The sequence below is a fragment of the Paeniglutamicibacter sulfureus genome (genome assembly GCF_039535115.1).
GTDB classification, from domain to species: domain Bacteria; phylum Actinomycetota; class Actinomycetes; order Actinomycetales; family Micrococcaceae; genus Paeniglutamicibacter; species Paeniglutamicibacter sulfureus.
The window spans coordinates 161,732-176,361 of record NZ_BAAAWO010000001.1 but is presented as its reverse complement, the minus strand read 5'-3'; the positions used below and the strand labels follow the sequence as shown (position 1 = coordinate 176,361).

Below are 14,630 nucleotides of genomic sequence, written 5' to 3'. Positions count from 1 at the left end.
ATCGCCGGGTGTGTAACGTAACGGAAACAATCGAGACACAGGAGAGTAATCGCTAGGGTCTAGTGTTGATAACACAGGAAGAAAAACGTTGGCAAACGTTTACGTCGCGGCACGCAAGCCGCCACAGCAGAAACCCCACACAGGAGTCCCTGACCATGTTCAAGAGTCCAGAAGAAGTCATCGCATATATTGCCGAAGAAGACGTCAAGTTCGTTGATATCCGCTTCACCGACCTTCCCGGCGTCCAGCAGCACTTCAACGTCCCGGCACGCACCGTCGACGCCGATTTCTTCCTCAACGGCCAGCTTTTCGACGGCTCCTCGATCGCAGGCTTCGCCGGCATCGCCGATTCCGACATGCAGCTGATCCCCGACGTGACTTCCGGCTTCGTTGACCCGTTCCGTCTGGAAAAGACCCTCGCGTTCAACTTCTCGATCATCAACCCGCGCACCGGCGATCCGTACCACCGCGACCCGCGCGGCGTGGCCGAGCGCGCCGAGGCTTACCTGTCCTCGACCGGCATCGCCGACACCGCATTCTTTGCCCCCGAGGCCGAGTTCTTCATTTTCGACAACGTCCAGTACGAGTCGAAGCCTCAGGGTTCCTTCTACAAGGTGGACTCGATCGAAGCACCGTGGAACACCGGCAAGAAGGAAGAGGGCGGCAACCAGGGTTACAAGACCCCCTTCAAGGGGGGTTACTTCCCGGTCTCCCCGACCGACAAGCAGGCCGACCTGCGCGACGCCATCTGCCTGGAACTGGAAGCAGCCGGCCTTGAGGTCGAGCGCAGCCACCACGAGGTCGGTGCAGCCGGCCAGGCCGAGATCAACTACAAGTTCAACACGCTGACCCACTCGGCCGATGACATCCTGAAGTTCAAGTACATCGTCAAGAACGTGGCCGATGCCTGGGGCAAGTCCGCAACCTTCATGCCGAAGCCAATCTTCGGTGACAACGGCTCGGGCATGCACTGCCACCAGTCGCTGTGGGCCAACGGCGTTCCGCTGTTCTACGACGAGAAGGGCTACGCCGGCCTGTCCGATACCGCCCGCTGGTACATCGGCGGTCTGCTGAAGCACGCCTCCGCAGTGCTGGCATTCACCAACCCGACGGTGAACTCCTACCGCCGCCTGGTCAAGGGCTACGAGGCTCCGGTCAACATGGTGTACTCGCAGGGCAACCGCTCCGCCGGTATCCGCATCCCGATCACCGGTTCGAACCCGAAGGCCAAGCGCATCGAGTTCCGCGCACCGGATGCCGCTTCCAACCCGTACCTGGCCTTCGCCGCACAGCTGATGGCAGGCCTCGACGGCATCAAGAACCGCATCGAGCCGGCGGACCCGATCGACAAGGACCTCTACGAGCTCCCGGCCGAGGAAGCCAAGGACATCCAGAAGGCCCCGGGTTCGCTCGACGAGGCACTCGATGCCCTGGAGAACGACTTCGACTTCCTGCTCGAGGGCGACGTGTTCACCGAGGACCTGATCCGCACCTGGATCGAATACAAGCGCGAATACGAAATCAAGCCGCTGTCGCTGCGCCCGAACCCGTACGAGTTCGAGCTGTATTACGGCTGCTAGGTAGAATTCAGGGCTAAACGGGTTTAGCCCGCAGATGGGTCCGCACGAGCCGCCAGAACGTTATTCACGGCGGAACGTGCGGACTCATCTGTGTCTGGCCACACGTGGCCTTAAACATCCAAGGTTGTCTTTGCCGACGCGTGACGGAGCCGCGCCTGGACAACTTTCACATCAAGCCCCCATGGCCCCGCGCTATCCGAAAAGACGACGCGGGGCTTTTTGCCTTTTCGTGGCTATTTCGTCGCGAGCGCGAGCGCGGCTATGCGGAGCGGGCAGGGGCGAGTATGGGCATTTGGTAGTTCGGTTAGTGAAGCCCCGCTATGCTGGTGCGGCGAGTTTCCTCCCACGCCGAACCGTCGTGGGTGGTAACCCGCACCTTTTCCAACCTAGGGTCTTCCCAGCCAGCTTTGCCCATTATGTCGAAGGAGAGAGAGTGCAGGTATTTCCCCCGCCAGTTGTTGCTTGAGAGCACAACCACCAAAACTCCCTCTTCGGGAGACGACCAGGAGTCTATGTTCCGGTGCGGGGTGCCCTCCATGAAGCCTGCCAAGCTCGCAGCTCCGTAGCCGTTCAGGAAGTGGTTGATCTGGGTGTCCGCCCAGGCTTGCGAGAGGTCTTCAGCTGAGGCTTCTTGAGTCACCGTCTCTACAACGGGTGGGCTGTAGACCTGAGGCAAGGAACTCTCGGACACGCATCCGGTGAGCGCAAGGGCCAACAGGGCGACGGTAGCTACTCTCTTCATGATTCCTCCAAGTGGTTTAGGTTGAGTCTAGGCAGGTGGGGCAATGATTGACCAAGTGACCACGGTGCTTGGTGTTGCGCGTCGCAGTGGATGACCGTGGGTAGTCGCGTTGCCTGACCATGAGACGGTTTCTTCAACGTTCCCGGATCTGTCCCTTGACCTTCTTCGTCGGCGGCGTCAGGCTGACGACAGACCCTAGTTCTTGGATTTTTGGATCCAGATCTTAAAGACGAACGACCCGGTGCCAGTTTCGAAGCCGCACCAGGTCGTTCTGACGCGAAACGAGTCGCGCTGTGCTCACCGTAAGCCACGATCCCGCCGCTGTCGAATTCCAGCTCTTCTCCCGCACGCTGAGCTGCCCCCGGTGCAGTGGATCCTTGAAGCCGTGGGGGTTTGGGCGGGAGCGGATCATCAGATACCAGGTGCCGGTCGTGAACCGCCGGGTTCTGCCACGCAGGGCCCGCTGCCATCAGTGCCAGAGCACCCATATCCTGCTGCCGGTGGCGTTGACCGCCCGTCGAGCCGATGCGGCTGCGGTGATCGCGCACGCCGTGGAATCGAGCATTGTCTCCGGAGCGGGGCACCGGAAAATCGCCGCGCAGCTGGGCCGCCCGCAGACCACCGTCCGCGGATGGATCCGGGATTTCAGGGCCAACGCCCCGGCGATCCTGACGGAATTCACCGCACGGGTGCACCGCGCCACCGCCGAGTCCCTGGGATTCTGGCCGACTCCGGCGCCCACGGCCGCGGCCAACGCGCTGGGCATGCTCATGGCCCATGCCCGGGTGCTGGCCCACCACCACGGGGCAATCCCCGGCCAAGCCCCGGTCGCCAACGTGACGTGGCCTGTTGCCGCCCTGGCCGGGCATGGCCCATGGTTCTTCAGCGGTCGCCAGCGTCTCGAGGCGGTGCAACACCAGCCCGCCCTGCCGCAGGAAGCCTAACTGGGCCAAGGTGGGGTTCACGTGTCGTTTCCGGATCTCCGGCGAGGACATGGGTCCATGTTTCACCCCGCCGGAAGGAACCTTTTCGATGATCAGTGCCTCGCTTCACCTACCCGATCAGCTTGTCCCTGCCCCGCCGAGACCACCCGCCGTGCCGCCGCAGGCCCCCATGGAGAGCACCGGTGGCGAGGATGCCTTGCCGCAGCCGGCGGTGGTCGTTTCCCCGGTGCCGGCCAACCCTGCCCCGCGGGCCAACACCCCCTTGATGCGCAAGGAGCACCGTGAGAAGATCGCCCTGTTCCGCTACCAAATCGTGCGGGCCGCGGCGGATCGGTCGTTGAGCTCCCGCCAGCGCGGACCCCTGGTCCGGGCCCTGGCCGAGGTTGATCATCCCTGGCCCTTCGGTGGCACCCGCCGCTTCTCCCGCGAAACCCTGGACCGCTGGATCAAAGCGTGGTGGGACCACGGGTTTGACGGGCTGAAACCGGACGAACGAGCCTGCGCCCCCTACATCGATTCGACCGTGCTGAGCCTGGCCGAAACCCTCAAACGGGAGAAACCCAACCGCACCGCCGCGCAGGTGAAGCGGATCATCACCGAAGCCATGGGCCAGGCACCCTCGGAGACCACGCTGCTGCGCTACTTCCGTGCCCGGAACATTTCCACCGGCACCCGCCCGGTCGCCACCGGTCGCTTCGAGACCGAGAAATCCAACGAGATCTGGGTCGGTGATGCCCTGCACGGGCCACGGATCGGTGGGCGAAAGACGTTTCTGTTCGCGTTCCTTGATGATCACTCCCGCATGGTCACCGCCGCCCGCTGGGCCTATGCCGAGGATGCCATCCGGCTTTCGGCGGTCCTGCGTCCGGCCCTGCAAACCCACGGCATCCCCGAGGTCGCCTACCTGGACAACGGGGCCGCCATGAGTGACAAGTCGCTGGCGCGCACGTGCGCCAAACTCGGGATCAGGCTGGTGCATTCGGCCCCCTACCGGCCCCAGGGACGGGGCAAGATCGAACGCTTCTTCAACACGGTCACCAGCCAGTTCCTCGGTGAAATCACGGTCACCGACACACCCATGCTCCCGGGCACCGACCCGGAGGCCGGCTCGCAGATCAGCTCCCTTCACGAGTTGAACACGCTGTTCACCGCATGGGTGAACATGGTCTATCACCACCAACAACACACCAGCATCGGGCAAACGCCCCTGGCCCGATGGGAAGCATCCTGGGAACACCGCACCCCGGTGCGCAAATCCCTGGCCGAGATCCGTGAGGCGTTCCTCTGGTCAGATGTCCGCACGGTGACCAAGACCGGGACCGTATCCCTGCACTCAAACACCTACGAGGTCGACCCGCTGCTGGCCGGCACCAAGGTGGAACTGATCTATGACCCCTTCGACCTGGACGGGGAAATCACCGTGAACAACCACGAGGGAAACCCGGCGGGGACGGCCCGGCCACTGGATATCGGACGGCACGTGCATTCCAAGGTCACCAACGCCGTGAAGGACAACGACTCCGCAACCAACATCAGCACCGGGATCAACTACCTGGACCTGGTCGCCACCCGGCACCGCGAATCCCTCACGGCCGCACCGATCAGCTTCGCCGAGATCCAGGAGCGTGCCCGTTGAGCCAGATCGATAGCCTGCAAAGCTATTTTGGTTTTTCCCGGCTTCCTTTTGGCCGTGATATCCCGCCGGCGGCGCTGAACCAGCACCCCGGGCACCGCGAGGCGGTCGCCCGCATCTCCTGGTGCATCGACCAGCGCCGCATGGGAGTGATCGCCGGGGAAGTCGGGGCCGGGAAGACCGTGGCGGCCCGCGCCGCACTGGCGCACCTGGAACCATCCCGCCACCAAATCATCTATGTCCCGGATCCGACCATCGGGATCCGCGGGATCCGTGCAGCGATTGTGACCGCGCTGGGGGCCACGCCCTCCTTCTTCTCCGGAGCCCTGGCCGCGCAGGCCGCGGCCCTGCTCGCCGGCGAACTCGACGAACGCTCTCGCCTGCCGGTGATTGTCATCGATGAAGCACACCTGCTGACCAACGAAGACCTCGAATCATTGAGGATGCTCTCAAACGTCAGCATGGATACGGAGTCGCATTTCGCGTTGTTGCTCATCGGTCAACCCACCCTGCGGCGCCGGTTGAAACTGGCGGTGCTGGCCGCCCTGGACCAACGGATCGGGACCCGGTTCACCATCAACGGGATGAATCTGGAGGACACCAGCGACTACATCAAGGGACATCTTGGATTCGCAGGCCGAACTGATCCCTTGTTCTCCGAAGATGCGATCACCGTCATCCATCAGGCGTCCCGTGGCTACCCGCGCACCGTGAACAACCTGGCCCTGGCCGCACTCATGGCCACCCGCTCGGCCAAAGGCGCGATCGTGGACCAATCCGCGGCGCAGTCGGCGGTGAGCGAATTCAGCGAATAACCCAACCGGCACCCCTGCCGACCAGCCCGCCGGCATGACCACGAACGCCTCGCCAAGATCATCCTGGCGAGGCGTTTCTATGGCAGGTTCGTCGTCAAACTCGGTGGCGGCTTCATCGTCAAATTACGCGACGGTCAACACTTGGTGGATCTTCCCGGTTAGGTACTCACTAGGCTGCAGTCCGCAGCAGGTCTACCGACGGCCACTTTTCGCCCTTCCTACCCAACAGCAGAACCCCGGAAATCACGCGGGAATCAGCGGCATTCAACCCATGCCAATTACCTTTTTCCAGTTCGAGCCCTACTACGGCTGCTAAGTAGGGCGCCGGGATTCTCCGGGCGCCATTGAAAAAGTCCGTGTGGCTGCGGTTGCTTCATCACGAAGCATCCGCAGCGGCACGGACTTTTTTGCATGTGACATTGTCGGGCAGTGGCCAGGGCTACGTCGCTTGCGCTGGTGCACCGTCTGGCGGCGCGCAGTGCGGCTTTTGGTCCCGCCCCGCCCTAACCGACCAGCGAAGTGAGCAGGAAAGCGCAGTCTTCGGTGGCAACAACGTTGTGAATGGCATCGGGCAGCACGAACAGGCCGCCGTGTGCTATCGCCCGTGAATCGCCCAACCAATTCACCACGATCGACCCGCGCAACACTTGAAGGGTCGCAGCCTCGGGCTTTTCATGGTCGTTCAGTGTTGACCCGGCCAGCAGGGTGATCAACGTGTGGCGCAGGCGCCCATCGTTGAGCACCGCAACGGCGCTGCGGCCGTTGTTGGAGGCGGTCGCCTTCTCAAATTCCTTGGCGACCAGTTGGTCAAGTTCCGCGCTGGTGACGTGCATGGCTATCCCCTGCCCTTTCAAAGACGAACGCATGGCCCCACTGTTTCCATCAGCCTAGGCGGTTCTCTCTTCAAAGCCATAGAAGTGGCGTTCAAAAACCTGCCGCGACCGGCGCGTGGTCTTGAGGTAGTCGTCCTCCATGACCGAGGCCTCTCCCGGTGCGTACCCACACCAGCGGGCCACCGCTTCCATGTCGCGCCAGGAATTCGGCAACACGTCTGAGACCCGTCCGGTGCAAATCAGGCCCCCGCTGCGGATCCTGGTGGCCAGGGACCACGCATCGTCCAGCAGCGCCACCTCTGCGGCGGGGATGAGCCCGGCCTCGGCAATGGCCTTCAGCGCCGGGCGCGTGGAGGTGGTGCGCAACGCCGGGTGGTCCTTGGCGTGCTGCAGTTGCATGAGCTGGACCAGCCATTCGACGTCGCTGAGCGAGCCGCGGCCCAGTTTCAGGTGCCGTTCCGGCTCGGCACCGCGGGGCAACCGCTCGGCCTCCACGCGCGCCTTGATCCTGCGAATTTCGCGAATCTGTTCCTCGCCCATGACCTGCTCGTAACGCAGGGGGTCGACCATGGCCATGAAGTCATCGGCCAGTTTCTCCGACCCGGCCATGGGGGTGGCGCGCAACAGAGCCTGTTGTTCCCAAATCTGGGACCAGCGCCGGTAGTACTCCTCGTAGGAGGCCAGCGAGCGCACCAGCGGCCCGCTCTTGCCCTCCGGTCGCAGCGCAGCGTCGATTTCCAGTCGCGGCTCTGCCTGGATCGCCGGCACCATGGGCCTGCCCAACAGCGACCCGAGCGCAGTGGCGATGCGCAGCGACTGCTCTTGTGCACCCTGCTGGTCGGCCTCGTCGAAGGCCCGCTGGACGAACATCACATCCGCGTCGGAGCAATAACCGATCTCGTGGCCGCCCTGGCGGCCCATCGCCACGACCAGGAATTCTCCCAGCTGCGGGGTCGAGGCGTATTCGGTGCTCTGGGCGACCTCCAGGGCACCGCGCACGGCTGCCCTGTCGTTGTCGGCCAGGGCCCGCCCCACGGTGTCCTGGTCGATGACCCCGGCGCCGTCGGCCAGGGAGATGCGCAGGATCTCGCGGCGCCTGATCACCCGGATCAACCGGATCGCCTGGTCGGAGCCCAGGTTCCGCTTCAGCTTCGAGGAGATCTCGCCCCACAGCGCCTCGTAGCCCAGGGGCTGCAGTGACTTGTTGGATCCGAGCCAGGCCGCCGATTCCGGGGAGACCTCCAGCAGATCGGTGATGAAGCGGGAGTTGGACAGGATCTTGCACAGGCGCTCGGCCGCTGCGGATGAATCCCGCAACATGCCCAGGTACCAGTGCGACTCCCCCAGCGATTCGCTCAGCCGCCTGAAGCCCAGCAAGCCGGCATCCGGGTCCACGCCCTCGGCGATCCACCCCAGGAGCACAGGCAGCAGCTGTCGCTGCAGGGCGGCGCGCCTGCGCATGCCGCCGGTCAAGGCCTCGATGTGGCGCATCGCCGCCTTCGGGTCCACGTAGCCCAGGGCGCGCAGGCGGGATTGCGCCGCTTCCGGGGACAGGCGCACCTCGTCGGCCGACAGGTTTGAGGCGCTGTTGAGCAGCGGCCGGTAGAAGATCCGTTCGTGGAGCAGGCGCACCAGGCGCCTGGTGTCGCCCCAGCGATCAAGCAGGCCGGCAGCGGTGGACAGCTCGACACCCAGGGTGGAGCGCACAGCACGCGCCAGGACGCGCTGTCCCGACTCCTTGTGCGGCATCAGGTGCGTCCGACGCAGGTTCACCAGCTGGATGCGGTGCTCGAGCACGCGCAGGAAGCGGTAGGAGCGGTCAAACTTCTCGGCGTCGTCGCGTCCGATGTATCCGGCCAGGCTCAACGCGGCGATGGCCTTGGTGGTGGAGCGCGCGCGCACGGTCTCATCCACCCGTCCGTGGACCAGCTGGAGCAGCTGGACGGTGAATTCGACGTCCCGGAGCCCGCCGGGGCCCAGCTTGAGCTGGTACGCCAACTCGGCCGGCTTGATGTTCGCGGTGACCCGGCGGCGCATGCGCTGCACCGATTCCACGAAGCCCTCGCGTTCCGAGGAAGACCAGACCAATGGTTCCACCATGGCCTCGTAGGCAGCGCCCAACTGCGCGTCCCCGGCGATCGCCCTGGCCTTCAACAGCGCCTGGAACTCCCAGGACGCGGCCCAGCGCGCGTAGTAGGCGGCGTGGGACTCCAGGGTGCGGCTCAGCGCCCCGTCCTTGCCCTCGGGACGGAGGTTCGCGTCCACCTCCCACAGGCCGGGTTCGATCCCGGCGGAGTCGATGGCCCGGGAGATGCCGATCGCAAGCTCCCTGGCCAGGGAATGGGCCAGATCCTCGTCCAGCCGGTCGCTGGAGTGCACGTAGATGACGTCGACGTCCGACACGTAGTTCAGTTCGTGGGCCCCGCACTTGCCCATGCCGATCACCGCCAGGCGCAGGTCGGCAATGTCCTCGGCTTCGAAGCGGTGCCGGGCCTCGGCCCGGCTGATGGCCAGGGCACCCTCGAGGGCGGCCGCTGCAAGGTCGGCCAGCTCCCGTCCGACTTCCGGCATGGCAGCCAGTGCATCGGCTGCCCCGAGGTCGCGGTGGGCCAGGCCGAGCAGGGCGCGGCGGTAGGCCACGCGCAACACTCGGTGTCCGTCCTCGCCGAAGATGGCGGCCACCGGGGGGATGCCCGATGCCGGGTCGGCTCCCACGGCGATCAGCAGCTCGGCACGCAATTCCTGGGCGCTGCGCCCGTGCATGCGTTCCGGTGCGGGCTCCTGCAGGATCTCCAGGCACGAGGGTTCGCGGATGAGGAAGTTCGCCAGGGCGTCCGAGGCACCGAGCAAGCGCAAGAAACCCGGCGCGGTGCGCGGGCCCAGCGCCAGTTCCAGGGCCGCCGGGGCGTGCGGGATGAGGCGGATCAGCGCGAGCAGCGCCTGGTCCGGGTCCGCGGCATGGGCCAGGTGGCCCACGAGCGCCCGGTGGTCAATATCCGCCAGTTCCTTGTCGGCCAGAAAGCGCTTGGCGCGCTCCAGGTCGTCGAACCCGGCCGAAATCAGCTGCCTCGTCGAGATCTGCAAGGGCATTCCCCTAGAGGATCCCCAGGTAGCGCCGGAGTTCGAACGGGCTCACGTTCTGGCGGTAGGCTTCCCATTCGTCGCGCTTGTTGCGCAGGAACGAGGTGTAGACCTGCTCGCCGAGGATGTCTGCGACCAGTTCGGATTCCTCCATGGCGCGGATGGCATCGTGCAGGGACCCGGGAAGCGGGTCGTGTCCGCTGGCGCGGCGCTCGGCGCTGCTCAGGCCCCACACGTCCTCTTCGGCCTGCGGTTCGAGCTCGTAGCCTTCCTGGATGCCCTTCAGTCCGGCGCCCAGCAGGCAGGCGTAGGCCAGATAGGGGTTGGTGGCCGAGTCGATGCCGCGGTACTCGACGCGCGCCGACTGGCCCTTGCCCGGCTTGTAGAGCGGAACACGCACCAGTGCTGAACGGTTGTTGTGGCCCCAGGAGCGGTGGCTCGGGGCCTCCCCGCCACCCCAGAGGCGCTTGTAGGAGTTCACGAACTGGTTGGTCACCGCGGTGAACTCCGGTGCGTGGCGCAGGATCCCGGCAATGAATTGGCGGGCGGTGTCGGAGAGCTGGAATTCACGGCCCGCCTCGAAGAAGGCGTTGGTGTCGCCCTCGAAGAGCGAGAAGTGGGTGTGCATGCCGGAGCCGGGTTCGTCGGAGAACGGCTTGGGCATGAACGTCGCGTAGATGCCCTGCTGGATCGCGACTTCCTTGATCACGGTGCGGAATGTCATGACGTTGTCGGCCGTCTGCAGCGCATCGGCGTAACGCAGGTCGATCTCGTTCTGGCCGGGGCCGTTTTCGTGGTGGCTGAACTCCACTGAGATGCCCACGGCTTCGAGCATTGTCACCGCGGTGCGGCGGAAGTCCTGGGCGACGCCGCCAGTGACGTGGTCGAAGTACCCGCCCCGGTCAACCGGGACCGGGTATCCGTCGGTTCCCAGCTCGGAGGAACGTAACAAATAGAATTCAATCTCGGGGTGCGTGTAGCAGGTGAAGCCCATCTCGGAGGCGACGGCCAGCTGGCGCTTGAGCACCTGCCGGGAGTCGGCTGCGGCAGGCAGTCCGTCCGGGGTCAGGATGTCGCAGAACATCCGCGAGGTAGGCTCGGTCTCGCCGCGCCACGGCAGGATCTGGAAGGTGGAGGGGTCCGGCTGCAACAGCATGTCCGACTCGTAAATCCGCGACATTCCCTCGATGGAGGAACCGTCGAAGCCCAGGCCTTCCTCGAAGGCACCCTCGACCTCGGCAGGGGCCAGGGCCACGGATTTCATGGAACCCACCACATCGGTAAACCACAGGCGCACGAAACGTACGTCCCTCTCCTCAATGGTTCTAAGGACGAATTCCTGCTGGCGATCCACGGCGGGTTCCTTCCACAAACGGTTTTGGCGGCGGTTCCCGCCCCACTGACTCACTTTATACGTTTTTACGGCCGGGACACGGGAGGACAGCTGCGCCGAATGTGCATTAGTCTCTTGCCCATGAGTGCTCATCCTTCCACACCAGCAAATTCCCCTGCCACGGGCGCCGTTTCCGGACCGCGAATCCGTCTGCACCACCTGCAAGCGGCGAAAAACGAGGGCCGGAAATTTGCGATGCTCACCGCCTACGACACGATGATGGCGGGCATCTTTGACGCCGCGGGCATTGAGGTGCTGCTGGTGGGCGACTCGGCGGCCAACACCGTGATGGGCTATTCCTCCACCTTGCCGATCACCATGGACGAAATGATCGTCTTTTCCAAGGCGGTGGTCTCCGGCGCCCAGCACGCGCTGGTGGTGTGCGACCTGCCGTTCGGATCCTACGAGGTCTCCCCCGAACAGGCCGTTTCATCGGCGGTGCGTCTCATGAAGGAAGGCGGTGTGCACGCCGTGAAGCTGGAAGGCGGGCAGTTTTTCGTCCCGCACGTGCGTGCCCTGGTGGCCGCCGGCGTTCCGGTGATGGCACATATCGGCTTCACCCCGCAGTCCGAACATGCGCTGGGAGGCTACCGCGTCCAGGGTCGCGGCGACGCCGCTGCGGTACTGGTCGCCGACGCCCAGGCGCTGGAGGCCGCCGGGGCCTTCGCCGTGCTGATGGAAATGATCCCCACCGGCACCGCGCGCCAAGTCGACGAAGCGTTGCGCGTTCCCACCGTCGGCATCGGCGCCGGTGCCGCCACCACCGGCCAGGTCCTGGTTTGGCAGGACATGCTGGGCCTGGGCAGCGGCAAGAGTGCGCGGTTCGTGAAGAAGTACGCGGACCTGCGCTCGGTGGTGTCGGGGGCAGCGACCGCCTACCGCGAGGACGTGCTGGCCGGAACCTTCCCGGCGGCGGAACACGAGTTCGGGGACCGGTAGCCCCCTACTCCTCCTCTTCCTCGTCTTCCTCGTCCCACTGCTCGTTGCGTTCGCGCACCTTGCTCATGGCCAGTTCCGCCTCGGCGCGCGAGGCATACGGCCCAAGGAGCTGCGACCAATCGGCCTGCGGCCCGGTTTCGACCTGGCCGGTGGTGATGTTGAACCAGAATTCGCCCTCGCCGGGCAATGCTCCACTCATCGGGATTGACCCACCTTTCGTTGACGCCACATTGACTCGATATGCCACCACCCTACAGCCGACGGCCGCCCGGGCAACGGCCCGACTCCTTGGCACACGGCACCATCGACCCCGCTAGAATGGGAACCATGCCTTTAGCAACAACCGCACCCATCGGATCCCTCGTTCCCGGTACCCCCACTCCGCAGCGAACCGTCCCCAACTCGATCCCCCGTCCCGAATATGTCGGGAGGCCGGCACCGCGCAAATCCGACGCACCCGAAGTCCGCTCCGCGGACATCATCGCCCGGATGCGCGTGGCGTCAAAGATCGCCGCGCAGGCGTTGGCGGAGGTCGGCAAGGCCGTCGTCCCGGGAGTCACCACCGACGAGCTGGACAGGATCGGGCACGAATTCCTGCTGGACCACAAGGCCTACCCCTCGACCCTGGGCTACCGCGGCTTCACGAAGTCGCTGTGCGCCTCCATCAACGAGGTCATCTGCCACGGCATCCCCGACACCACAGTGGTGCAGGACGGGGACATCGTGAACATCGACATCACCGCGTTCATCGGCGGGGTCCACGGCGACACCAACGCCACCTTCCTGGCCGGGGACGTGGACGAGGAATCGCGGCTGCTGGTCGAGCGCACCGAGGAATCCCTGCGTCGGGCCATCAAGTCCGTCATGCCGGGTCGGGAAATCAATGTCATCGGCCGCACCATCTCCGCCTACGCAAAACGCTTCGGCTATGGCGTGGTGCGGGACTTCACCGGGCACGGCGTGGCAGAATCCTTCCATACCGGATTGATCATCCCGCACTACGATGCGGCACCGGCCTACAGCCAGCTGATCGAACCGGGCATGACGTTCACCATCGAACCCATGCTCACCCTGGGCACCATCGAGTGGGACATGTGGGACGACGGCTGGACCGCCACCACCAAGGACCGCAAGCGCACGGCACAATTTGAACACACACTGCTCGTCAACGAGGACGGCGCCGAAATCCTGACCCTGGCCTAACCCCAGGGACCCCGTTTTAGCCCCCTCCTTAGAGAAAGAGCCCGACCCGCATGTCTGAACGCGCACTGAACCCATCGCCCACGGCCATTGGCATCGACATCGGCGGCACCGGCATCAAGGGCGGCATCGTCGACCTCGTAGCCGGAAAGCTGATCGGCGAACGCGTCCGCATCGACACCCCGAAGCCTGCGACCCCGGCCGCGGTGGCCGAGGTGGTTGCGCAGATCGTCGCCCAGCTCGATGAGCGGGACGGGGCTCCCGGGGCGCAGACCCCCGTCGGCGTCACGTTCCCCGCCATCATCCACCACGGAGTGGCCCGCTCGGCCGCCAACGTGGACAAGTCATGGATCGGCACCGACGTTGATGCGCTGTTCACCGCGCAACTGGGGCGCCCGGTCCATGTCATGAACGACGCCGACGCCGCGGGCCTGGCCGAGGCGCGTTACGGTGCCGGGGCGGGCGTGGGAGGTTCGGTGCTGGTGATCACCCTGGGCACTGGCATCGGCTCGGCGCTGATCCACAACGGCGTGCTGGTTCCCAACGTGGAGCTGGGCCACCTGGAGATCGATTCGGCGGTCGCCGAGACCCGCGCCTCGGCCGCGGCGCGCGAGCGCGAGGACCTGGGCTGGGACGAATACGCGGTGCGATTGCAGCGCTTCTTCTCCCACGTGGAGTTCCTCTTCTCCCCCTCGCTGTTCATCATCGGCGGCGGCATTTCCAAGCGTGCGGACGACTACCTGCCCCAGCTTTCGCTTTCCACCCCGATCACCGTGGCGAAGTCGAAGAACAACGCCGGCATCGTCGGGGCCGCCCTGCAGCAGTCGGGCCTTTCCTAGCCGGTTCCCGAAAGGGACGCCAATGGCGGGCCGCCTGCATCCCGAATCGGGAAGCAGGCGGCCCGCCATTGGTTTCCATTGCCTTGGTTGCGCAGCGGCGGACCGGGTCCTAGCGCGCGCCCAGCGGACGCTGGTGGCCCGAGGGCCGGGTGTCGCGTTCGGCCCGCAACTTCGCGATGGCCCCTTCGAAGTCCTCCAGGGACTTGAAATCCTGGTAGACGCTGGCGAAGCGCAGGTAGGCGACCTCGTCGAGTCGCTGCAGCGGCGTGAGGATCGCCAGGCCGACTTCGCGGGCGTTGATTTCCGCGGCGCCGCTGGAACGAACCGCCTCTTCAACCTCCTGTGCCAACAATGCGAGGTCGTCGTCGGTGACGGGACGCCCCTGGCACGCCTTGCGCACCCCGTTGATGACCTTGGCACGGCTGAACGGCTCGGCCACCCCGGAACGCTTGAGCACGTTCAGGCTGGTGGTTTCCGCGGTGCTGAACCGGCGGCCGCATTCGGCGCATTGCCGGCGGCGGCGAATCGCGGTGCCGTCGTCGGTCAGTCGGCTATCCACGACGCGTGAATCGGTGTGCCTGCAGTAGGGACAGTACATGGCACCCCTTCCTCGGGTCTCGTTCATGCAAAG

Annotated in this window: 13 protein-coding genes; 7 read left to right on the top strand and 6 right to left on the bottom strand. The window is 65.2% G+C overall.

The window, feature by feature from the left end:
* Positions 1–155 precede the first annotated feature (155 nt).
* Positions 156–1,580, top strand: a complete 1,425-nt coding sequence (glnA, locus tag ABD687_RS00745) for a type I glutamate--ammonia ligase (protein ID WP_264270621.1) — start codon at positions 156–158, stop codon at positions 1,578–1,580.
* 304 nt (positions 1,581–1,884) lie between these two features.
* On the opposite strand, the gene ABD687_RS00740 is transcribed toward glnA (ABD687_RS00745), so the two are convergent.
* Positions 1,885–2,322 carry a hypothetical protein gene (locus ABD687_RS00740; RefSeq protein WP_264270620.1) on the bottom strand — a complete coding sequence of 146 codons (438 nt, stop codon included), beginning with the start codon at positions 2,320–2,322 and terminating at the stop codon, positions 1,885–1,887.
* Between the two features lie 293 nt (positions 2,323–2,615).
* On the opposite strand from ABD687_RS00740, the gene ABD687_RS00735 reads away from it, so the two are divergent.
* From ABD687_RS00735 to ABD687_RS00725, 3 genes are all read left to right on the top strand, one after another.
* A complete protein-coding gene (locus ABD687_RS00735; protein ID WP_310288090.1) occupies positions 2,616–3,266 on the top strand; it encodes a DUF6431 domain-containing protein in 651 nt (216 codons plus the stop codon).
* Positions 3,267–3,435: 169 nt separating this feature from the next.
* Positions 3,436–4,902: a DDE-type integrase/transposase/recombinase gene (locus tag ABD687_RS00730; RefSeq protein ID WP_310288092.1), complete on the top strand. Its 1,467-nt coding sequence runs from the start codon at positions 3,436–3,438 to the stop codon at positions 4,900–4,902.
* Positions 4,899–5,714 (top strand): ExeA family protein, encoded by an 816-nt coding sequence (locus ABD687_RS00725; protein ID WP_310288096.1) that lies wholly within the window; start codon positions 4,899–4,901, stop codon positions 5,712–5,714. The genes ABD687_RS00730 and ABD687_RS00725 overlap by 4 nt, the downstream gene beginning before the upstream one ends.
* Positions 5,715–6,217: 503 nt before the next feature.
* Here the strand turns inward: ABD687_RS00725 and ABD687_RS00720 are convergent.
* The 3 genes from ABD687_RS00720 to glnA (ABD687_RS00710) are packed head-to-tail and all read right to left on the bottom strand — an operon-like array spanning position 6,218 to position 10,982.
* Positions 6,218–6,547, bottom strand: a complete 330-nt coding sequence (locus tag ABD687_RS00720; protein WP_310288099.1) for a cupin domain-containing protein — start codon at positions 6,545–6,547, stop codon at positions 6,218–6,220.
* A gap of 54 nt (positions 6,548–6,601) precedes the next feature.
* Entirely contained in the window at positions 6,602–9,637 is a 3,036-nt protein-coding gene (locus tag ABD687_RS00715; protein ID WP_310288102.1) for a bifunctional [glutamine synthetase] adenylyltransferase/[glutamine synthetase]-adenylyl-L-tyrosine phosphorylase, read from the bottom strand.
* Positions 9,638–9,641: 4 nt separating this feature from the next.
* Positions 9,642–10,982, bottom strand: a complete 1,341-nt coding sequence (gene glnA / locus ABD687_RS00710) for a type I glutamate--ammonia ligase (RefSeq protein ID WP_264270617.1) — start codon at positions 10,980–10,982, stop codon at positions 9,642–9,644.
* Positions 10,983–11,102: 120 nt separating this feature from the next.
* Between glnA (ABD687_RS00710) and panB the strand changes: the two genes are divergently transcribed.
* Positions 11,103–11,960, top strand: coding sequence for a 3-methyl-2-oxobutanoate hydroxymethyltransferase (panB, locus tag ABD687_RS00705; protein ID WP_264270616.1), 858 nt, complete (start codon positions 11,103–11,105; stop codon positions 11,958–11,960).
* 4 nt (positions 11,961–11,964) lie between these two features.
* Here the strand turns inward: panB and ABD687_RS00700 are convergent, their stop codons facing one another.
* Complete coding sequence (locus tag ABD687_RS00700) at positions 11,965–12,159, bottom strand: SPOR domain-containing protein (RefSeq protein WP_264270615.1); 195 nt, start codon at positions 12,157–12,159, stop codon at positions 11,965–11,967.
* 128 nt (positions 12,160–12,287) lie between these two features.
* Here ABD687_RS00700 and map point away from each other — a divergent pair, with 128 nt between their 5' ends.
* Both map and ppgK read left to right on the top strand, forming a co-directional pair.
* Positions 12,288–13,163, top strand: coding sequence for a type I methionyl aminopeptidase (gene map, locus ABD687_RS00695; RefSeq protein ID WP_310288106.1), 876 nt, complete (start codon positions 12,288–12,290; stop codon positions 13,161–13,163).
* A gap of 50 nt (positions 13,164–13,213) precedes the next feature.
* On the top strand, positions 13,214–13,999 hold the full coding sequence (gene ppgK, locus ABD687_RS00690; protein WP_310288109.1) for a polyphosphate--glucose phosphotransferase: 786 nt from the start codon (positions 13,214–13,216) through the stop codon (positions 13,997–13,999).
* Positions 14,000–14,108: 109 nt separating this feature from the next.
* Here the strand turns inward: ppgK and nrdR are convergent, their stop codons facing one another.
* Entirely contained in the window at positions 14,109–14,597 is a 489-nt protein-coding gene (gene nrdR, locus ABD687_RS00685) for a transcriptional regulator NrdR (protein WP_264270689.1), read from the bottom strand.
* Positions 14,598–14,630 lie beyond the last annotated feature (33 nt).

Excerpts from the sequence above, each read along its gene's own strand:
- nrdR (WP_264270689.1), bottom strand. The coding sequence starts at position 14,597 with ATGTACTGTCCCTACTGCAGGCACACCGATTCACGCGTCGTGGATAGC.
- ABD687_RS00715 (WP_310288102.1), bottom strand. The coding sequence starts at position 9,637 with ATGCCCTTGCAGATCTCGACGAGGCAGCTGATTTCGGCCGGGTTCGAC.
- ABD687_RS00700 (WP_264270615.1), bottom strand. The coding sequence starts at position 12,159 with ATGAGTGGAGCATTGCCCGGCGAGGGCGAATTCTGGTTCAACATCACC.
- glnA (WP_264270621.1), top strand. The coding sequence starts at position 156 with ATGTTCAAGAGTCCAGAAGAAGTCATCGCATATATTGCCGAAGAAGAC.
- ABD687_RS00720 (WP_310288099.1), bottom strand. The coding sequence starts at position 6,547 with ATGCACGTCACCAGCGCGGAACTTGACCAACTGGTCGCCAAGGAATTT.
- panB (WP_264270616.1), top strand. The coding sequence starts at position 11,103 with ATGAGTGCTCATCCTTCCACACCAGCAAATTCCCCTGCCACGGGCGCC.
- ABD687_RS00740 (WP_264270620.1), bottom strand. The coding sequence starts at position 2,322 with ATGAAGAGAGTAGCTACCGTCGCCCTGTTGGCCCTTGCGCTCACCGGA.
- ABD687_RS00730 (WP_310288092.1), top strand. The coding sequence starts at position 3,436 with ATGGAGAGCACCGGTGGCGAGGATGCCTTGCCGCAGCCGGCGGTGGTC.
- ppgK (WP_310288109.1), top strand. The coding sequence starts at position 13,214 with ATGTCTGAACGCGCACTGAACCCATCGCCCACGGCCATTGGCATCGAC.
- map (WP_310288106.1), top strand. The coding sequence starts at position 12,288 with ATGCCTTTAGCAACAACCGCACCCATCGGATCCCTCGTTCCCGGTACC.